The sequence below is a fragment of the Methylococcus capsulatus str. Texas = ATCC 19069 genome (assembly GCF_000424685.1).
GTDB classification, from domain to species: Bacteria; Pseudomonadota; Gammaproteobacteria; order Methylococcales; family Methylococcaceae; genus Methylococcus; species Methylococcus capsulatus.
The window spans coordinates 185190-206357 of sequence record NZ_KE384224.1 but is presented as its reverse complement, the minus strand read 5'-3'; the positions used below and the strand labels follow the sequence as shown (position 1 = coordinate 206357).

Here is a 21168-nt window from a genome sequence, read left to right as displayed (position 1 = left end):
GGCCATTTTCCGCCAGATGCCGGCGGATCGTCCATCCCCCGAAAAACGTCAAGGTGGCGCCTTGAGAAAAATTCGGGTTGACATCCAAACGCTTGTTTCGTATCTTCGATTCAAACATACGTTTGAATTGACCGAATGAAACGCTTGAATCAGCCGGCTAATCACAATCCGGGCGGCGAAAACAGCCAGGGCTTCGCAGGGCTCCTCCCCGCTGGAGACCATAGCCACCGCAGAGCCGCGCACCGGGTCCTGCGCCTTTTTGCATCCCTGCTGGGCGCGGTGTTCACCGCCTGTTCGCCGGTGGGTCCGGACTACCGGCGCCCGGACACGACGATGCCGGAACGCTGGCACGAAGCCGAGCCGCCGCCGGCGGCCCCGTCGGAAACGGTCGGCGCGGATTGGTGGAAAGCCTTCGGCGATCCGGTACTGAACCGGTTGATCCGGGAGGCGATGGTCGCCAACCTGGATCTCAAGCAAACCTACACCCGCATCCGCACCGCCCGGGAACAACGCATCGTCGCCATCGCGAACGGTCTGCCGATCATCTCCAACAAGGAGAGCGTGAGCCGGCGCCTCAACAATGCCGGCCAGAGTGGCGCGGGTGGACAGCCCGGCGGCGTCGGCTTCGGCAACAACATCGACATCTTCCAGCTCGGCTTCGACGTGCAATGGGAGATCGACCTGTTCGGCGGCATCCGGCGCTCGATCGAAGCGGCCGAGGCCAACCTCGAAGCCGAGGTCGAAAACAGCCGCGCGGTGCTGGTCACGCTGCTGGGCGACGTGGCCCGCGCCTACATCGAAATGCGCAGCAACCAGCACCTGCTGAACGTCAGCCAGGCCAACCTCAAGCTCCAGCTGGAAACCGCGCGGCTCATGCGCATCCGCTACCAGGCCGGCCTGTCGGACTCGCTGGAAGCGGTTCAGGCCGAAGCGCTCGCCGCGCAGACCCAGGCGCAGTTGCCTGTGTACGAGACGGCCCGCAAACAGGCCATGCACCAGCTCGAACTGCTCCTCGGCAAGCCGCCCGGTGCCTTGCAGACCCTGCTCGATCCCGAGCAGCCGGTGCCGTCGGCGCCCGACCGTATCCTGCTCGACCTGCCCTCCGAGCTGCTGAGGCGCCGGCCAGACATCCGCCTGGCCGAGCGGCAACTGGCCGCCGCCACGGCTCAGGTGGGCGTTGCCACGGCTGATCTCTATCCCAAATTCAACATCGCCGCCTTCCTCGGCTTCCAGAACATGAAGATCACCGACGTCACCGCCTTGAGCAAATCCTGGTCGGCCGCCGGCACCTTGACCACGCCGATATTCAACTGGGGCAGGATCCGGGCCAACATCGACGCCAAGAAGGCCCAGCAGGAGCAGAGCTTCCTGGCCTATCAATCCGCGGTGCTCGGTGCCTTGAAGGACGTGGAAAACTCCCTGGTCGCCTACGCCCAGGAAAAGGACCGTCGGGCCGCCCTGGAGCAGGCGGTGGAATCGAACCGGCTGGCGCTGAAGCTCTCCAAGGAGCGTTACCGTTCCGGGCTCACCTCGTTCCTCAACGTACTCGATTCCGAGCGGGCGGTTTACTCCGCCGAGAGCGATCTGGTGAGGAGCCAGGCATCCGTGGCCGCCGATCTGGTGTCGCTGTACAAGGCCCTCGGCGGCGGCTGGGAGACCGCCCTGGTCGATTCGGGCAAGCTGGCCGGCGGAAGCTGAAACGGCCTTTCATGCAGGAGAACCTCCGACCGTGAACGACATCATACATTCCCGCGCCGTCCCGATGGCTCGCATCGTGGCAGCGATCGCTCTGCTCCAAGTCGCCGGCTGTGGCGGCGGCGAAAGCGGCATGGCGGGCCTGCCGACACCGAAGGTGGAGGTGAGCCAGCCGGTGCGCCGGGAAATCCTCGAAACGGACGAGTACACCGGACGGCTGCAGGCGGTGGAATCCGTGGAGGTCCGTGCCCGGGTTTCCGGTTACCTCGAACAAATCCTTTTCGCCGACGGCAGCCGGGTCAAGAAAGGCGATCTGCTGTTCGTCGTCGACCCCCGGCCCTATGTGGCGCAACTCCAGCAGGCGCAGGCCGGACTCGAGCGGGCCCGATCGAGGCTCAAGCTGGCCCGGAACCATCTGCAGCGGGCCGAGAGTCCACTGAAGGAGCAGGCGATTTCGGAAGAGGAATACGACACCCGCCGCCAGAGCCTGGTGCAGGCCCTGGCCGACGTCGAATCGGCCCGGGCGGAGGTCGATCTGGCCCGGCTCAACGTCGAGTTCACCCAGGTCCGCGCGCCCATCGACGGACGCATTTCCCGCAAGCTCCTCACCGCAGGCAACCTGGTCACGGCGGATACCACGGTGCTGGCCGGCATCGTCTCGGTCGATCCGATGTACGTCTATTTCGACGCCGACGAACGCGCCCTGCTCAAGTACCGCCGACTGGAACTGGCTGGCGAGCGCAAGGATGGAATGCCGCTCGAAATGGGACTGCTGGACGAACAGGGTCATCCGCATCGCGGGTATCTCGATTACGTCGATCCGGAGGTCAACGCGGAGATGGGCACCGTGCGTGCCCGCGGTGTCATCCCCAATCCCGACGGGTTGATGGAGCCAGGGCTGTTCGCCAGAGTCCGGATTCCCGGCGGCAGCCGCCACCAGGGTCTGCTCATCCCCGACCGCGCGATCGCGATGGATCAGGGCAAGAAGTACGTGATGGTCGTGACCGCCGATAACCGTGCGGAATACCGCCCCGTCGTGACCGGGCGGCTGTACGATGGCCTGCGCATCGTCTCGGATGGCCTGTCGCCCGAAGACTGGGTCATCGTCAACGGGCTTCAGTTCGTGCGGCCCGGCACGCCGGTCGAGGCGACCCGCATCGACATGCCGGAGGCGGCTCGATGAAATTCGCCCATTTCTTCATCGACCGGCCGCGCTTCGCCATCGTCCTCTCCGTCATCACGGTGCTGATCGGCGGGATCGCGATGTTCGCACTGCCGATCGCGCAATATCCAGAAGTGGTGCCGCCTACCATCGTGGTATCGACCACCTATCCGGGCGCCAATCCCAAGGTGATCGCCGAAACCGTGGCGGCGCCGATCGAGCAGGAAGTCAACGGCGTCGAGCGCATGCTGTACATGTCCTCGCAGTCGACCAGCGACGGCCAGATGCAGCTCACGATCACCTTCGAGATCGGCACTGACATGGACATCGCCCAGATGCAGGTGCAGAACCGGGTCTCCAATGCCCTACCGAAGCTGCCGGAGGACGTCCGCAGGCAGGGCGTGACGACCAAGAAGTCTTCGCCCGACATCCTGCTGGTCATCCATCTGGTCTCGCCGAACCAGCGCTACGACCAGCTTTATCTCTCCAACTACGCCCTGCTCAACATCCGCGACCAGATCCTGCGGCTCGCGGGGGTGGGCGATGTCCGAACCTTCGGCGCCGGCGATTACAGTATGCGGGTCTGGCTCGACCCGACCCGGATCGCGGCTTTGAACATGACCGCCGGCGATGTGGTGCGCGCCATCCGGGAACAGAACATCCAGGTGCCGGCCGGCGTGATCGGGCAGCCGCCGCTGGACGGCAGCCCGGACTTCCAGCTCAACGTCAACACCATGGGTCGCCTCGCCAGCGTCGAGCAGTTCGGCGCGATCATCGTCAAGTACGGCGAAGGCGGCAGCCTGGTGCGTCTGCGCGACGTCGCCAGGATCGAGCTGGGCGCCAACCGCTACTCCCTGCGCAGCCAGCTGAACAACGAAGACGCCGTCGCCATGCCGATCTCGCTGCGGCCGGGCGCCAACGCCCTGGATACGGCCCGGCGAATCAAGAGCAAGATGCAGACCCTGAAACAGCGGTTTCCGGAAGGAGTGGATTACCGGATCGTCTACGACACCACGATCTTCGTCGAGCAATCACTGGACGCCGTCACCCGCACCTTTTTCGAGGCGTTGGCCCTGGTGGTGCTGGTGGTGCTGGTGTTTCTGCAGACCTGGCGCGCCGCGATCATCCCGCTGCTGGCGGTGCCGGTGTCCATCGTGGGGACCTTCGCGGTCATGGCGGCGCTGGGCTATTCGCTGAACAATCTGTCGCTGTTCGGGCTGGTACTCGCCATCGGCATCGTCGTCGACGACGCCATCGTGGTGGTGGAGAACGTCGAGCGCCACATCGGCCTCGGGCTTTCGGTCAAGGAAGCGGCGCGCCAGGCCATGCGGGAGGTGACGGGACCGATCATCGCCATCTCGGTGGTGCTGGGTGCGGTGTTCATTCCGGCGGCCTTCGTCTCCGGCATCAACGGACAGTTCTACCGCCAGTTCGCCGTCACCATCGCCGCTTCCACCCTGATCTCGGCGTTCAACTCTCTGACCTTGAGCCCCGCGCTCGCCGCGGTCCTGCTCGAGCCCCACCATGCCCGCAAGGACCGTTTGAGCCTTTGGATCGACCGGTTGTTCGGCTGGCTGTTCCGTGGGTTCAACCGGGGTTTCGATGCCTGCTCCAACGGCTACGCCGGCCTGGTCAAACGCCTGCTGAGGCTGTCCGGCGTCGTGCTGGCGCTGTATGGAGGGCTGCTCACCTTCACCGGCTACGAATTCGAGCGGGTGCCTGGCGGGTTCATTCCACTGCAGGACAAGGGCTATCTGGTGGTATTTGCCCAGTTGCCGGAGGCCGCCTCTCTGGAACGAACCGATGCCGTGCTGCACAGGGCATCGGAAATCATCCTGGCCCAGCCGGGCGTGCAGGGAACGGTGGCGTTTCCCGGTTTTTCGGTCGTCAGCGGCGCCAATACCTCGAATGCCGGCACCATCTTCGTGCCTCTCGAGCCGTTCGAGGAGCGGGTGGCCAAGGGCCTGTCGGCCCAGCGGATATTGGGCGAATTGCAGCCCAAGCTCGGCGGCGTGAAGGAGGCTTTCATCGGCATCTTTCCTCCGCCGCCGATCCTGGGTCTGGGCAGCCTTGGCGGCTTCAAGCTGCAGATCCAGGACCGGGGCAACGAGGGCTTCGACGCGCTGAACGGCGCACTGCAAGCCGCCCTCGACGCAGGCCGGCAGACACCGGGACTGGCGGGACTGTTCACCAGTTTCCAAAACAACGTTCCGCAGCTCTATGTCGACATCGACCGGGTCAAAGCCAAGTCCCAGGGCATCCCGCTCTCGGAAATCTTCGACACCATGCAGATTTATCTCGGATCGCTCTATGTCAACGACCTCAACCTGTTCGGCCGCACCTACCAGGTCACGGCCCAGGCCGACGGCGAGTACCGCCGCGAACCCGAGGACATCGGCCGGCTCAAAACCCGCAACGCCGCGGGGGCCATGGTACCGCTGGCGGCGCTAATGACAGTGAGGGAAATCAGCGGGCCGGAGCGGGTGCTTCGCTACAATATGTACCCTGCGGCCGAGATCAACGGCTCTCCCGCGCCCGGTGTCAGTTCGGGGCAGGCGATCGCTCTGATGGAGGAGCTGTTGAGGAGGACCCTGCCGCTGTCCATGGATTTCGAATGGACCGAGTTGACCTACCAGCAGATCCTGGCGGGCGACACGGCCGTCTATGTGTTCGCCCTCTCGAGCCTGCTGGTGTTCCTGGTCCTGGTGGCTTTGTACGAAAGCTGGATACTGCCGCTCGCCATCGTCCTCATCGTGCCCATGACCCTGATGTGCGCTCTGGGCGGGGTATGGCTGCGGAGCGGAGACAACAACATCTTCACCCAGATCGCCTTGCTGGTGCTGGTCGGCCTGGCGGCCAAGAACGCCATCCTGATCGTCGAATTCGCCAAGACCCGGCGGGAACAAGGGGTGGACGCGATGGCGGCAGCCCTCGAAGCCTGCCGGCTGAGGTTCCGACCGATCCTCATGACTTCGTTCGCGTTTATCATGGGCGTTTTGCCCCTCATGTTCGCCACCGGGGCGGGCGCCGAGATGCGGCAGGCCTTGGGGGTGCCTGTGTTCTTCGGCATGTTGGGCGTGACGGTGTTCGGCCTGCTGTTCACCCCTGTGTTTTATCATGTCTTGCAAAGGCTTGCCGACCGGAGCCGTGGCCATGCCGTTCCAGCGGCCGGCGGGTCCGGATGAAATCGGAACGGCCGACCGAATCCGTAGCTCGAATCGCCAGTATGAACGCATCAAACGACACGCCTCGCCACGATCCCACCCGCAAGCGGCTGTTGCAAGCCGCATTGGAGATATTCGCCGACAAGGGTTTTCGCGATGCGACGGTGCGGGAGATATGCGCCAGGGCGGAGGTCGATGTGGCCTCGGTCAATTATCACTTCGGCAGCAAGGAAGCGCTCTATTCCGAAGTTCTCGGCTTCGCCTACCGGGAGGCCAGCGAACGCTATCCCTATACCAAGGCCGGGGATAAGAGTCTGCCGCCCGAGGTGCGGCTGCGCCACTTCATAGGTAATCTGTTGGGGCGAATGCTGGACGATACCTACCTCGGCCGCCACGGCAAGCTGCTGGCGCGTGAACTCGCCGATCCTACTCCTACCGGTGCGCTCGATCAGGTGATCGAAACTACGATGAAGCCGCATTGCGAACTCCTGGACGGGATTGTCGCGGAGCTGGTCGGCCCCGGCTATAGCGAAGCGGACATGCACCGGCTGGGTCTGAGCGTCGTCGGGCAATGCCTGATGTACTACCATTCGCGTTCGCTGATCGACCGCGTCTATCCGGAAATCATTGCAACGCCGGAGGACATCGAGAGAACCGCCGAGCACATCGCCCGCTTTTCGATCGCTGCCTTGAAACATCTGCACTTGGAAAAGCCGGCCCCCCACCGGGCGGGCTGACCGCCCGAGGAAATCCGTATTTGGCTTTTAAGCTTGTTTTAAGTTTCCCTTCTTATCGTGTTCATCCAGCGGCAAACGCCGCTGATTCGTGAGGAAGAAACCGCCATGCCAAAAAACGTCATGCTTTCCGCCCTGATCGCCGCCGCCATCCTCGCCGCCATGGGCGCCGGATATGTCCGCTACGGAGGCTACACCCTGGTGCCCAAATCGGATCTCATGCAGCCGCCCCCGCAGGCGCCCCAACCGCCGGAGGCCGCAGCCCATGCCACGCCGTCTCTGCCCGACTTCGCCGCCATCGTCCGGCGTAATGGACCGGCGGTCGTCAACATCAGCGTCACCGGCACCAGCCGGGTCAATCTGCCGGAGATGCCCCAGTTCGACCCCAATGATCCGTTCGGGGAATTTTTCCGGCGGTTCCAACCGCAGATTCCCCGTGGCGAGGATGCTCCCGCGCACGGACTGGGCTCGGGATTCATCATCCGTCCCAATGGCCTGATCCTGACCAACGCCCATGTGGTCAACGGTGCCCAGGAAGTCACGGTGAAGTTGAATGACCGGCGCGAATTCAAGGCCCGGATCATCGGTATCGACAAACCCACCGACGTCGCCCTGCTCAAGATCGAGGCCGAAGGTCTGCCGGTGGTGCCGCTGGGAGACCCGGCGCGATCCGGGCCCGGCGACTGGGTGGTGGCGATCGGCTCGCCGTTCGGTTTCGAAAACAGCGTGACGGCGGGCATCATTTCGGCGAAATCGCGCAGCCTGCCCGAGGAAACCTATGTGCCGTTCATCCAGACCGATGTCGCCGTCAATCCGGGCAACTCCGGCGGCCCGCTGTTCAATCTGAGCGGCGAAGTCATCGGCATCAACTCGCAGATCTACAGCCGCACCGGCGGCTACCAGGGCCTGTCGTTCGCCATTCCCATCGATGTCGCGCTGAAGGTCGAAAAACAGCTGCTGGCGGATGGCAAGGTCAGCCGAGGACGGCTCGGCGTCGGCATCCAGGAATTGAACCAGTCACTGGCCGAATCCTTCGGGCTGGATCGCCCGACGGGCGCCCTGGTCGATTCGGTGCCCAACGACGGGCCGGCGGCCAAGGCCGGTATCAAGCCGGGCGACGTCATCCTGAGCCTCAACGGCCAGCCGATCGAAAATTCCGGCCAATTGCCGCCACTGGTTGCGGACATCAAGCCAGGCAGCGAAGCGAAGGTGGGCATCTGGCGTAACGGCAAGCGCGAGGAGATCACGGTCCAGGTCGGCGAAATGCCGGACACACAGCAGGCCGCCGCGACCGGCAACGGGCTGGCCAAGGGCCGGCTGGGGCTGGCGGTGCGGCCCCTATCGCTGGAAGAACAGCGGGCGGCCGACGTCGACGGCGGTGTGCTGGTCGAGGCGTCCGCGGGCCCGGCCGAGCGCGCCGGCATCCGGCCGGGCGACGTGATCCTCGCACTCAACGGCCATGCGGTGGCCAATCCCGGCGAGCTGCGCGAACTGGCGGACCGGGCCGACAAGCACGTGGCCCTGCTGGTGCAGCGCGGCGGTACGAGGATTTTCGTGCCGCTGGATTTGGGCTGAAGCCGAAGCGGTGTATATTGACGGGCATTTGAACCGGCTCCGAGGATTCAAGCAGACCATGTCCCGAATCGAACCGACCGCGGATCCGGTCCGCAGAATCTAGGAGGCGGCGATGTGTCTCGCCGTACCGATGCAGATCATCCGGCTCGACGGCTTTTCCGCGCGCTGCGCGGCGCGCGGCGTCGAGCGGGAGGTCAGCCTGTTCATGCTGCAGGACGAAGGCGTCGTCCCCGGTGACTTCGTCCTGGTCCATGTCGGCTACGCCATCCAGAAGATCAGCCGGGAGGATGCCGAGGCGACCTGGGAGCTGTTCGACCAGATCCTCGCCGCGGGCGATGCCGATGCATGAGCTGTCGGCCTGCATGGAGCTGATCGACCAGGTCGAAGCCATCGCCCGCAGCCACGAGGCCGAACGGGTGGACACCATCGTCCTGCGGATCGGATCGCTCTCCGGCGTCGAACCCGGCCTCCTGGAAAGCGCCTTCGAAATGGCGCGGCTGGGCACGGTCGCCGAGCATGCGCGCCTGCGCACGGAGAGGATCGAGCCGAGGATACGCTGCCGCGCCTGCGGCCTGGAGGCGGACGCCGGGCCGGGCGACCTGCGCTGTCCGGCCTGCTTCGGCACCGACACGGCGCTGATCGCCGGCGACGAGATGATCCTGGCCCGGATCGAATTGCTGCAGACAGCGGACTGAATCCGCTTTTCGAGACTGTATGAGGTAAGCCCACCATGTGCGACACCTGCGGCTGCAACATCACCGACGGCAACCGCCATCTGCTGCGCGCCGACGGCTCGCACGCCAAAGTCACCGCCGTCTCCGTCCTGAACAAACTGCTCCGGCACAACGACGCCCAGGCCGAGGCGAACCGCGCCCTGTTCGACCGGCACGGCGTACTGGTCATCAACCTGATGTCCTCGCCCGGCTCGGGCAAGACTTCCCTGCTGGAAGCGACCATCAAGGCGCTGAACGGCGGCCTGCGCATCGCCGTCATCGAAGGCGACCTGGAAACCGAGAACGACGCGGCGCGCATCCGCGCGCTGGGCGTCGAGGCGCACCAGATCACCACCGGCACGGCCTGCCATCTCGACGCGCATCTGGTCGCCAATGTATTGCCCAGGCTCGATTTGGAGAACATCGATGTCCTGTTCATCGAGAACGTCGGCAACCTGGTCTGCCCCGCCAGTTTCGACCTGGGCCATCATCTCAATCTGACCCTGCTGTCCGTCACCGAGGGCGACGACAAGCCGGCCAAGTACCCGGTCATGTTCCGGGCGGCCGACGCCATGGTCATCAGCAAGACCGACCTGCTGGCGGCGCTCGACGAGTTTTCGCCCGACAAGGCGGAAGCCTGCCTGCGGCGGCTGGCCTCGAATGCCCCGGTGCTGCGCGTCTCCAGCAAGACCGGCGAGGGGATGCGGGAATGGCTGGACTGGCTGAACCAGCGGCTGGAGCACTACCGGAACCTGCGGCGCGAGAACCGCAGCCTGAGCCCGGCGGTGCAGTCCGAAGGCCGGAGGCTGCATGGCCTCGCCAGGCCGGACGTCCGTTTCAAGCCCGCACCGAAGCCCCAAACGGCCTGAAGGACCCGGGCGATGAGCGACGCACGGCTTTGGCTGGAGCGGATCAGGGAGCTGCCGATTCCGGACGGTATCCGCATCATGAACGTCTGCGGCGGGCACGAGCGCTCGATCAGCATGGCGGGATTGCGTACCGCCCTGCCGCCCGCCATCCGCCTCATCCCCGGCCCCGGCTGCCCGGTCTGCATCTGCCCGGAGGAAGACATCTATCAGGCCATCCGGCTCGGTCTCGAGGGTGATGCCGTCGTCGCCACCTTCGGCGACATGCTGCGGGTGCCGGTCAACCTCGGGCGCCAGGCCGTGCGCTCGCTGGAACAGGCCAAGGCGGCGGGCGCCGACATCCGGCCCATCGCCTCGCCCATCGAGGCACGGATCATCGCCGAAAAGGCGGCCGGCAAGCCGGTGGTACTGTTCGCGGTCGGCTTCGAGACCACCATGGCGCCGGTCGCCGCCCTGATGGCGGAAGGCCTGCCCGACAACCTCTACATCCTGTGCAGCGGCCGGTTGACCTGGCCGGCAGTCAGGCTGCTGCTCGATTCCGACGAATGCGTGCTGGACGCCCTAGTCGCGCCCGGCCACGTGGCCACGGTGATGGGACCGGAAGAATGGGGCTTCGTCGCCGACGACTACCGCTTGCCGGTGGCGATCGCCGGCTTCACCCCCGCCAGCCTGCTCCGGGCCATCCACTCGACGATCGTCCAGTGGCTGGAGGAAACGCCGCGGCTGGACAATTGCTATCCGGAGGCGGTGAAGCCGGGGGGCAATCCGAAGGCCCGGGAATTCCTGAACCGCAGCTTCGACGTCACCGCCGGCAACTGGCGCGGCATCGGGCCGATCGCGGCTTCGGCCTACGCGCTGAAGCCGGAATTCGCCGCGCACGACGCCCGCCTGCATTTCCCCGACTACGACGCGGGCGACCGCCGTCATGCCGGCGAGATGCCGGCGGGTTGCGACTGTGCCCGCGTCGTGCTCGGCAGGATCCAGCCGGACGAGTGCCGCATCTACGGCAAACCCTGCACCCCCCGCAGCCCGGTCGGCCCCTGCATGGTCTCGGACGAAGGCGCCTGCCGCATCTGGTGGGCGGCCGGCGTGCGCAAGGACTCCGCCGCCGCCTGAAAGCCCGCATGCGGACCGCCCAGCGCATCGAGGTCCGCGGTCGTGTGCAAGGCGTGGGGTTCCGCCCGTTCGTCTGCCGGCTCGCCCGCGAATCCGGCCTCGCCGGCTGGGTGAGGAACCGCGGCGGCGGCGTCGAGATCCACGCCGAAGGCGATCCAGCCGCGATCGAGCGGCTCATCGACGCACTGGTCTCCCGTGCCCCGCCGCTGGCCGATCCGCAGCCGCCCGTTCGCCTGCCCGCCGAATTCCGGGGCTACGCCGGGTTCGAAATCCTGCTCAGCGATTCCGGAAACGAAACGCCCATCCACGTGCCGCCGGACCACTTCGTCTGCCCCGATTGCCTGGACGAAATGCGAGACCCCGCCGCCCGCCGCCACCGGTACCCCTTCATCAACTGCACCCAATGCGGGCCGCGCTACACCCTCATCGACCGGCTGCCCTACGACCGCCCGAACACCGCGATGGCGGACTTCCCGCTGTGCGAGGACTGCCGGCGCGAGTACGAAGACATCCACGACCGGCGCTACCACGCCCAGCCGCTGGCCTGTCCTCGGTGCGGGCCGGTGCTGGAATTTCGCGAGCCGTCCGCATGCGTCGCCATACCGGGTAACGAACCGGCGCTCTCGGGCTGCATCGAAGCCCTACGGCAAGGCCAGGTCGTCGCCGTCAAAGGCGTCGGCGGCTACCACCTCGTCTGCGACGCCCGCTCGGATGCCGCAGTCGGGCGCCTGCGCGAACGCAAGCGCCGCCCGGACAAACCTCTCGCGGTGCTGATCCCCTGGTTCGAAGGCGAAGGACTCGACTGGCTGGCACGCCTTGCCGAGCCGCGCCCTGACGAACGCGAACTGCTGGCATCCCCGCTCCGGCCCATCGTCATCGTCAAGCGCGCCGCCGACAGCGATCTGTCCGGCCTCATCGCGCCGGCCCTGGACGAGATCGGCCTGATGTACCCCTACAGCCCGCTGCATCACCTGCTGGCGGGGGATTACGGCGCGCCGCTGGTCGCCACTTCGGCCAACCTGAGCGGCGAGCCGGTGCTGACCGACGGCGCGGAAGTCGAGCGCCGGCTGGCTCACGTCGCCGATGCCTTCCTGCATCATGACCGGCCGATCCGCCGGCCCGCCGACGACTCGGTCTACCGCCGCAGCGCCGGGAGTATGCGGCCCTTGCGGCTGGGTCGCGGTACGGCGCCGCTCGAAATGCGTCTCCGCTACCCGGTGGCCGAACCCACTCTTGCGCTCGGGGCCGATCTCAAGAACACCATCGCCCTGGCCTTCGAAGACCGCGCGGTCGTCTCCCCGCACCTCGGCAATCTCGGCGCGCCGCGCAGCCTCGACGTATTCGGGCAACTGATTCGGGAGCTGTCCGCCCTGTACGGGATCGCGCCGAAGCGGGTGGTCTGCGACGCTCACCCCGACTACTTCTCCAGTCGCTGGGCCCGGGCCTGCGGGCTCGAAATCCGCCGCGTCCTCCACCACCACGCCCACGCCTCGGCGCTTTACGGCGAGTCCGCGCCGGACGGCGACATCCTGGTGTTCGCCTGGGACGGCACCGGCTTCGGCGGCGACGGCACCCTGTGGGGCGGCGAAACCCTGCTCGGCCGGCCCGGCGGCTGGCGCCGGGTCGGAAGCCTGCGGCCGTTCCGGCTCATCGGCGGCGAAAAGGCCAGCGCCGAGCCCTGGCGCTGTGCGCTCGCGGCCTGCTGGGAGGCGGGGCTGGACTGGTCCGGCTGCCCGGTGGACCCCGCGCCGTTCCGGCACGTCTGGGAACGCGGGATCAACAGTCCCTACACGAGCTCCGCCGGACGTCTGTTCGACGCCGCCGCCGCCCTGATTGGCGTCACGCTGAATCAAAGTCACGAAGGTCAGGCCGGTATGCGGCTGGAAGCGCTGGCCGGCGACACGGCGGATTTCATCGAACTGCCGCTGCGGCGCGAGAACAGCCTGTACCGCATCGACTGGAGCCCCCTGCTGCCCGCTTTGATGGACGGGAGCCAACCGGCCGGCTACCGCAGCGCCCTGCTCCATACCAGCCTGGCCCGCGCGGTCCTGGCCCAGGCCCGAGCGATCCGTGGCGAATCGGGCGTAAACCTGGCCGGCCTCACCGGCGGCGTGTTCCAGAACCGTATTCTCGCCGAACTGACCGCGGGTCTGCTGCGGGCCGACGGATTCGAAGTCGTCCTGCCCGCCAGCCTTCCTGTCAACGATGCCGCGATCGCCTACGGCCAGCTCGTCGAGACCGCCGGCGCCGGCCTGCCGATTCAATGAGACTTCAAGGGAACAGGCACGGGCCGAGTTGCGCTATGCTTGCCAAGTTTACGGCCGCCCGATGGTTTCGATGCGATCCATGCAACCTCCCCTCCCCCGTCCCTCCCGCCTCGAACGCGATCCCGACCGCCGCCGCATCGGCGGTGTGTGTGCGGGGATCGCACGCTATTTCGGGCTGGACGTGTCGCTGGTCCGCGCGATCTTCCTGGTCTCGATCTTCTTCAGCTTCAGCTTTACGTTCTGGCTCTACCTGGTGCTCTGGCTGGTGCTGCCGGCGCGGGGAGCGGGTTTGTCCTGGGGACTGCGGAGAAAGGCGCGGGGTCTGGCCCGGCGGTTCGACGGCGCCCGCGCGCGGGCGAGGCTGCCGGCGCTGCAAGCCAGGCTCTCGGAAACCGAAGCCTTGGTGCAGTCACTGCTTCCACGGCTCGACCTTCCCCGCTCGCAGCAGTCGCCGACCTTGCGGGCGGTGCGCAAGGCGGCACTGGAAGAACTGCCCGCGCTGCTGAACCATTATCTGGAACTTCCCGAGCATTACGCCGCCAGTCACAGACTCGACGACGGCAGGACGCCCGAACAGCAACTCGTCGCCGAACTCGACACGCTGGAGCAGAGTCTTCGGCAGGTCGCGTTCGAAACCTTCAGCGAGCGTTTCGCCCGCACCGCCGGCAATCTGGACCAGCTTCGCGAACAGTTCGACGAAGACCCGGCGGCGACGGTACGGGTGCGGCTGGAAAACCTCCAAAACCGCCTCGCCGGACGCCTCGACCCCGAGGCGGAAGCCCGGATCGCCAGCATCGGCGAGTCGCTGCTCGCGGCGCTGGACCGGCTCCTGCGCACGGCCCATGAGGCCGACCCCATGCTCCACGACGTCCGCCGCATCGCCCTGGAATATCTGCCGGACGCGGTGGAGCACTATCTCGCGCTGCCCGCCGACCTGGCCCGCACCGAACCGCTGCTGCACGGCAAGACGGCGCAGGCGGTGCTGCATGAACAGCTCGACGTGCTGGACCAGTCCCTGCGCCAGATGCTGAACAGCCTGTACCGGGACGACGCCCAGGCCATCGCGGTGCATGCCCGGTTCCTGAAGGACAAATTCGACCGCTGGCAGACCGGATGGGGCTCCTGATGGCGACACTGAGCGTGCGAGGCCGTATGGGCGCGCTGTTGGCGCTGCTCGCTCTGGCCGCGCCCGGCGCATCCGGCCAGGTTCCCGCGGTGCCGGGCGGCAATGCCGAGGCGGAAGCTTCCCCTGCCCCGATCGCGATGCCGGTCCCTGAGGAATTGCGCCCGGAAATCCGGCAAAAACTGGAAGACGCCACCGCCTTGCGTGACAGACTGGCGAGCGAGGAAAGCGCGTCGGAATTTACGCCCGAGGACAAGGCGCTGGCACGCCGCCAGGCCGATCTCCTGGTCTACGCCTATCAACTCGAATTGGAGACCTTGTCGGAACAGGAAGCAGCGAACCGGGCGCGCGATGAGGCCAAGTCCAAGGAAGCGGCCTGGTTGGATTTCGACCAGCCGCCGCCCTATTCGGTGCTGATGCTGGACGATCTCCAGGATGCCCTCGACGCGGCTCGAACCAAGATCATGGCGTTCGAATCGGCCCAGGTCCAGCTCCACCGCGACGCCGCCCGTTTCGAAGCGGACGCCAGGCAGGACCAGGCCGCCGTGAGGCTGGCCGCCGAAGCCGCGGAACAGGCCAAGACCCCGGCAGAAATCGCCAAGGCGAAGTCGAACCAGGCGCTGGCCCAACTGCGTCAACGCGTAACCGACAACCGCCTGGGCTGGATTGGACTCGAACTCATCCTGGCCAAGACCCGCCTCGAAACCTCGAAGTCGGAAGCCGCGCTGCTCCGGAGGCAGATCGCCAAGGCCAAAGACCACGGCTCGTTCACGCCCCAGGACCTGGAAGGCGTACTGGAGCGCCTGCGGCAGTCCCAGCCGCCCCTGGAGCGGGAACAGCAAAGCATCCTGTCCGATCACGAACGCTGGAGCCGGGAGCGCGATGCAGCCGCGCGAGCACTGCAGCAGGCCAGATCCGATGCCGTCACACCGGCGCCGGAGATCGATGCGCTCGTAGCGCGACTGAGAGCCGCCGAGGCCTGGCTGCAGACTCTCCGGTCCCGCAGCTACGCCGTGAACACGAGGGGGGCGATCAGCCGGCATCTGGCCGAACTTTGGAAGCAGCGCTATGTCCTCGTGACCAGCTCCGACCCCGAAGCCAAGCGCCAGGCACTCGACTTCATCGGCCAGAGCATCGAACGGCTGCAGTCTGTCTTGACCTATCTCGCCGGCGAGTCGGATCTGGCGTACGCGGAAGAACGCGGCCAGACCGCACGGCTGGACAAGCTGCAAGGCAGTTCCGAGCAGATCCGGGATTACGAACGATCGGCGGCCGAAGCTTACCGCGCCCGCCAGGAAGCCATTCAAAGGTTGCGCCTCTTCGTGGACCGTACCGAACGCACGCTACGGCGCTGGCGGGACGAATACCAGGTTCGGCTCAGCGTGCTCGGCTTCAAACAGCGGCTGGGCGAGTTTATCGCCGCGGCCACCGCTATCGCCAAGGCGCTCTGGCAATTCGAACTGTTCGCCGTCGACGACAGCATCGAAATCGAAGGCAAGGCCGTCGCCATCAGCCGTAGCGTGACTTTCGGCAAGAGTGTCGGTGCGGTGCTGCTGTTCCTGCTCGGCTACTGGCTGTCCGGCGTGTTCACCCGGCGGTTCCAGCATGTCCTGATCATCCGCGGCGGCGTGGACGCTCCCCAGGCCAATCTGTTCCGCCGCTGGCTGCGCGCCGCCTTCATCCTGGTGTTGCTCCTGATCGTGCTCGACTTCATGAGCATCCCTCTCACCGCCTTCGCCTTCCTCGGCGGCGCCCTGGCCATCGGTGTGGGCTTCGGCACCCAGACCCTGTTGAAAAATTTCATCAGCGGCGCCCTGATCCTGTTCGAACGCAAGATCAAGGTCGGCGACATCGTGGAAGTGGACGGCATCGTCGGCACGGTGACCGACGTCGACGTCCGCTCGTCCACGGTGCGCGGGTTCGACGGGGTGGAGACGATGATCCCGAATTCGACCTTTCTCGAAAACAAGGTCACCAACTGGACCTACACCACGCCCAGGCTGCGGCGCTCGGTCAAGGTCGGCGTCGCCTACGGCTCACCGTCGCACCGCGTTTCCGACATCCTGCTGGAATGCGCCGGCCGTCACGGCCTGATTCTCGGCGATCCGGCACCGTTCGTCTGGCTCGAGGATTTCGGCGAAAATTCGCTGGTGTTCGGGCTCTATTACTGGCTGGAGATGCACCCCTCCATGAGCGCCTACCAGGTTGCGAGCGACCTCCGCTTCATGATCGAGAAACGCTTCGCCGAGGACGGCATCACGCTGGCGTTCCCGCAGCGCGACGTCCATCTCGACAGCGTCGGCCCCCTCCAGATCGAAATGGTGCCGCGCCGGACCTGACTACAGAACGATCTCATCTTGCTTCGCGGCGGACAGGGTGCCGGCCGCTTCCGCCACCGTCTCTTCCCGTGTACGGTCGAGATAGGTCTTCGACTTGGCGACCGCCTGGGTCAGGGCATCCACCGTCTGCCGCATGTGGTCCAGCGCCTGCAGCTTGTACGCAGCGACCCTGTCCACGGTCTCGTAGATGTTCTGGAAAGCGGCCTGGAGCTGTTGCAGATCGACGGCTGTGCCGCCGGCCTGCTCCTGCACCCGGCCGGCCTGCTGCTTGAGCATGGCCGAGGTGGATTCGATCAGGCCGCCGGTGGTGGCGCGCAAGGCACCGACCTGATCCAGCACCAGTTTCTGGTTGGCCAGGGCCTGGGCGACGATGACCGCGGTACGCAGCGCGGAAATGGTGGTCGTGGTCGCCCGCTCCACGCCCTTGATGAGTTCCAGGTTGTTCTTGCGGATCATGTCCATGGCGAGGTAGCCCTGGATGGTCACCGCAAGCTGGGTGAGAATGTCCTGAACCTTCTGGCGCACGTAGAACTGCAGCTCCTCGCGGACCACACGGGCTTTCTCCGGGTCCTGCGCCTCGATCTCGGCGAGTTTCCGCTCCAGTGCGGCGTCGATCCTGTTGCCGAGATAGGCATACTGCTCCAGCTTCTCCATGATTTTCCAGGCCTGTATCTTCTCCTCCTCGATCGCGGCATTGTCCTTGCGCAGCTCGTCCTGGCCGGCGTAGAGGGCCTGGATGATGCCGTTGATATGGGCCTGAGCCGATTCGTACTGGCGGAAATAGTCGTGGATGCGGCTGCCCATCGGGATCAGCCCCAGCAGCTTGCGCGGCTCCAGCAGATTGCCCTGGCGCGAGGGGTCGAGTTCCTCCACCTTGGCGCGCAGATCCAGCAGGGCGCGGGAAATGTCCGAGCCGCTGTCGAACACCCCGGCGCTCATGGCCCGCATGGGCTTCTCCAGCAGGCGGTTGGAAATGCCAGCCGCCGCCCGGATTTCCTCGTTCCCCAGAGTGTGCGCCCCGGCCAGTCGGGCCTTGAACTCCTCGCTCTGTAGCGGGTGGCCGATGACGGCGGCGATGAAGTCATCCACCTTCATGTCCAGTTTCGCCAGGGTCTCGGGTTCCAGCCGGACCATGCCGGCCGCCTGCGCCGCGTCGACCGGCTGGACCGGTTGCGGCGGACTGAGCGATTCGGGGGGCATCGGCTCGGAATTTGCGCTCATCAGGGCTCCATCAGGGAAGGAAACGGAAGATGCAACTGTATCACCCGATCGCCCGGACATGCGAACCGGCGTGGGCCGGCGTAGCTTGTCCACAGGTCATCCACAGGTCATTCACCGCCTGGACACAATATCATGTGATTGACGCGATCAAAAAACACCGTCTATAGTGTTCATACGCGCGACCACAACCCAGGAGGTCCTGTTCATGCTTACCGAAAACGCCGCACGTCCCCTCTCCGACATTCCGCTCGATGCCACTTCGGCCGAGCTCCGCAGTCTCTCTCCCGGCGAAGTCCGGGTCATCCGCCGCAATGGCAAAGTGACGGGTTTCGATGCCGCCAAGATCAGCGTCGCCATCACCAAGGCGTTTCTCGCCGTGGAGGGAGGCAATGCGGCGGCGAGCCGGCGCATCCATGAAAGTGTGGAAGAGCTGACCGACCTGGTGGTCAGGGCACTGCTGCGGCGCCTCCCCGGCGGTGGCACCATCCACATCGAGGACATCCAGGACCAGGTCGAACTGGCGCTGATGCGAGCCGGCCACCAGAAGGTCGCCCGCGCCTATGTGCTGTACCGGGAAGAGCGTGCCCGTCTGCGCGCCGAAAAACAGAATGAGGGAAAAGCGCAGGGCGGTGCAGAAGATGTGGTCCAGGTCACCCTGGAAGACGGTACCCGTAAGCCCTTGGACACCGCTCGCCTCCGGCACGTTGTGGAGGAGGCCTGCCGCGGCCTCTCGGACGTCGAACCGGCATGGATCATCGAGGAGACCCGTCGTAACCTGTTCGACGGCGTGCCCGAAAAAGAGGTTGCGCCGACCCTGGTAATGACCGCCCGCACCCGCATCGAGCAGGAATCCAACTATTCCTACGTCGCCGCCCGCCTGCTGCTGGATGCGCTGCGGCGGGAAGCTCTGAGCTTCCTCGGCCACGGCGCCGTTTCGGCCACCCAGGACGAGATGAGCGAACGCTACGGCGAATATTTCAAGGACTACGTGAAGCGCGGCGTCGAGCTGGAGCTGCTGTCGCCGGAACTCGCGCGCTTCGATCTGCAGCGGTTGGGGGAAGCGCTCAAACCGGAACGCGATCTGCAGTTCAACTACTTGGGTCTCCAGACCCTGTACGACCGGTATTTCATCCACAGCGGCGATATCCGCTTCGAATTGCCCCAGGCTTTCTTCATGCGCGTCGCCATGGGGCTGGCCATCCAGGAAGTCGACCGTGAGGAACGCGCGATCGAGTTCTATGATCTCTTGTCGTCCTTCGACTTCATGTCTTCAACACCGACGCTGTTCAACGCCGGTACACTGCGGCCGCAGCTCTCGTCCTGCTATCTGACCACGGTGCCGGATGACCTGGACGGTATCTACAGCGCCATCAAGGACAACGCCCTGCTCTCCAAGTTCGCCGGGGGCTTGGGTAACGACTGGACCCGGGTGCGGGGCATGGGGGCCCACATCAAGGGGACCAATGGCAAATCCCAGGGCGTGGTGCCCTTCCTCAAGGTCGCCAACGACACGGCGGTCGCGGTCAATCAGGGTGGAAAGCGCAAGGGCGCGGTCTGCGCCTATCTCGAAACCTGGCACATCGACATCGAGGAGTTCCTCGACCTGCGCAAGAACACCGGCGACGACCGCCGTCGTACCCACGACATGAACACCGCCAACTGGGTTCCGGACTTGTTCATGAAAAGGGTAGCGGAGGAGCGGGAGTGGACCCTATTCTCGCCGAACGACACGCCCGATCTGCACAATCTGACGGGCCAGTCCTTCGAACGGCGCTATCAGGAATACGAAGCCAAGGCCGACCGCGGCGAAATCAAGCTGTACAAGCGCCTCCCCGCCGTCCAGTTGTGGCGCAAGATGCTGTCGATGCTGTTCGAGACTGGCCACCCCTGGCTGGCTTTCAAGGACCCGTGCAATCTACGCTACACCAACCAGCATGCCGGCGTGGTGCATTCGTCCAACCTCTGCACCGAGATCACCCTGCACACCAACGACAACGAAATCGCCGTATGCAATCTGGGCTCGGTCAACCTGGCGGCGCACATCACGCCGGACGGCGCGCTGGACACGGAGAAGCTACAGCGGACCATCGCCACCGGCATGCGCATGCTGGACAACGTCATCGACATCAACTACTACAGCGTGCCGCAGGCGCGCCGCTCCAATCTGCGTCACCGTCCGGTAGGCTTGGGGATCATGGGGTTCCAGGACGCGTTGTATAAGCTGCGGCTGCCCTATGCCTCGCAGGAAGCAGTGGCTTTCGCCGACCTGAGCATGGAAGCGGTGAGCTATTACGCGATCCAGGCTTCGTGCGACCTGGCCGCCGAGCGTGGCCGCTACAGCAGCTTCGACGGCTCACTGTGGAGCCGCGGCATCCTGCCGATCGATTCGATCGCCCTGCTGGAAGAGGGCCGCGGCGGCTATCTGCAGATGGACCGGAGCCAGACGCTGGACTGGAACGCCCTGCGGGAGCGGGTTCGCACGGTCGGCATGCGCAACAGCAACACCATGGCCATCGCCCCCACGGCAACCATCTCGAACATCTGCGGCGTCTCGCAGTCCATCGAGCCGACCTACCAGAACCTGTTCGTCAAATCGAACCTGTCGGGCGAATTCACCGTGGTCAACCCCTATCTGGTCCGGGACCTCAAGACCCTGGGTCTGTGGGACGCGGTCATGATCAACGACCTCAAGTATTACGACGGCAGCGTGCAGAAGATCGAACGCATCCCGGAAACCCTGAAACAGCTCTATGCCACTGCGTTCGAAATCGACGCCCGCTGGCTCATCGAGGCCGGCTCACGCCGGCAGAAATGGCTGGATCAGGCGCAGTCACTGAACCTGTACCTGGCCGAACCCTCCGGCAAGAAGCTCGACACGCTTTACAAACTGGCCTGGGTGCGCGGTCTGAAAACCACCTATTACCTGCGTTCACTGGGGGCGACCCACGTGGAGAAAAGCACGGCCTTCGACGGCAAACTCAATGCGGTGAAGACCGATCCGATCGACGATGCGATTCCGGGTCTGCGACCGCTGGAAACCGTCTACGCCGACACCCGGCCGGCCGAACCCAAAGCCTGCCTGATCGACGATCCGACTTGCGAAGCGTGCCAGTAGCCGGAACGCTCATCCTTGTGCATCATGGACCCGGCATCCGGTAAGGCCGTCGGGTCCTGGCGGAAGGCTCCCTGAAAA

The 21168-nt window shown here is 65.5% G+C and carries 14 protein-coding genes; 13 read left to right on the top strand and 1 reads right to left on the bottom strand.

All coding sequences use genetic code 11. The features are described from left to right. The first annotated feature begins 135 nt into the window (after window positions 1-135). The 12 genes from H156_RS0112355 to H156_RS0112300 all read left to right on the top strand — a co-directional run bounded on the left by H156_RS0112355 (window position 136) and on the right by H156_RS0112300 (window position 16754). Complete coding sequence (locus tag H156_RS0112355) at window positions 136-1698, top strand: efflux transporter outer membrane subunit (protein ID WP_017365311.1); 1563 nt, start codon at window positions 136-138, stop codon at window positions 1696-1698. A gap of 31 nt (window positions 1699-1729) precedes the next feature. Further along, window positions 1730-2878, top strand: coding sequence for an efflux RND transporter periplasmic adaptor subunit (locus H156_RS0112350; RefSeq protein ID WP_017365312.1), 1149 nt, complete (start codon window positions 1730-1732; stop codon window positions 2876-2878). Then, a complete protein-coding gene (locus tag H156_RS0112345) occupies window positions 2875-6042 on the top strand; it encodes an efflux RND transporter permease subunit (protein WP_017365313.1) in 3168 nt (1055 codons plus the stop codon). The genes H156_RS0112350 and H156_RS0112345 overlap by 4 nt, the downstream gene beginning before the upstream one ends. A 41-nt stretch (window positions 6043-6083) precedes the next feature. Then, window positions 6084-6758, top strand: a complete 675-nt coding sequence (locus H156_RS0112340) for a CerR family C-terminal domain-containing protein (RefSeq protein ID WP_036246474.1) — start codon at window positions 6084-6086, stop codon at window positions 6756-6758. Window positions 6759-6863: 105 nt separating this feature from the next. After that, on the top strand, window positions 6864-8330 hold the full coding sequence (locus H156_RS0112335; RefSeq protein WP_017365315.1) for a DegQ family serine endoprotease: 1467 nt from the start codon (window positions 6864-6866) through the stop codon (window positions 8328-8330). A 112-nt stretch (window positions 8331-8442) separates the two neighbouring features. After that, window positions 8443-8679, top strand: coding sequence for a HypC/HybG/HupF family hydrogenase formation chaperone (locus tag H156_RS0112330; protein ID WP_017365316.1), 237 nt, complete (start codon window positions 8443-8445; stop codon window positions 8677-8679). Beyond that, a complete protein-coding gene (gene hypA / locus H156_RS0112325) occupies window positions 8672-9025 on the top strand; it encodes a hydrogenase maturation nickel metallochaperone HypA (RefSeq protein ID WP_017365317.1) in 354 nt (117 codons plus the stop codon). Before H156_RS0112330 ends, hypA begins: the two co-directional genes overlap by 8 nt. Window positions 9026-9060: 35 nt before the next feature. Beyond that, window positions 9061-9912, top strand: a complete 852-nt coding sequence (gene hypB / locus H156_RS0112320) for a hydrogenase nickel incorporation protein HypB (RefSeq protein WP_017365318.1) — start codon at window positions 9061-9063, stop codon at window positions 9910-9912. 12 nt (window positions 9913-9924) lie between these two features. Further along, window positions 9925-11025, top strand: coding sequence for a hydrogenase formation protein HypD (hypD, locus tag H156_RS0112315; RefSeq protein ID WP_017365319.1), 1101 nt, complete (start codon window positions 9925-9927; stop codon window positions 11023-11025). Between the two features lie 8 nt (window positions 11026-11033). Further along, on the top strand, window positions 11034-13292 hold the full coding sequence (hypF, locus tag H156_RS0112310) for a carbamoyltransferase HypF (protein WP_036246615.1): 2259 nt from the start codon (window positions 11034-11036) through the stop codon (window positions 13290-13292). A gap of 79 nt (window positions 13293-13371) precedes the next feature. Then, window positions 13372-14418, top strand: coding sequence for a PspC domain-containing protein (locus H156_RS16140; RefSeq protein ID WP_017365321.1), 1047 nt, complete (start codon window positions 13372-13374; stop codon window positions 14416-14418). After that, window positions 14418-16754, top strand: a complete 2337-nt coding sequence (locus H156_RS0112300; RefSeq protein ID WP_238536857.1) for a mechanosensitive ion channel domain-containing protein — start codon at window positions 14418-14420, stop codon at window positions 16752-16754. Before H156_RS16140 ends, H156_RS0112300 begins: the two co-directional genes overlap by 1 nt. Here H156_RS0112300 and H156_RS0112295 read toward each other — a convergent pair whose 3' ends face one another. After that, entirely contained in the window at window positions 16755-17975 is a 1221-nt protein-coding gene (locus H156_RS0112295; RefSeq protein ID WP_017365323.1) for a toxic anion resistance protein, read from the bottom strand. Window positions 17976-18180: 205 nt separating this feature from the next. On the opposite strand from H156_RS0112295, the gene H156_RS0112290 reads away from it, so the two are divergent. Continuing rightward, window positions 18181-21090 carry a ribonucleoside-diphosphate reductase subunit alpha gene (locus H156_RS0112290; RefSeq protein ID WP_050998187.1) on the top strand — a complete coding sequence of 970 codons (2910 nt, stop codon included), beginning with the start codon at window positions 18181-18183 and terminating at the stop codon, window positions 21088-21090. Window positions 21091-21168 lie beyond the last annotated feature (78 nt).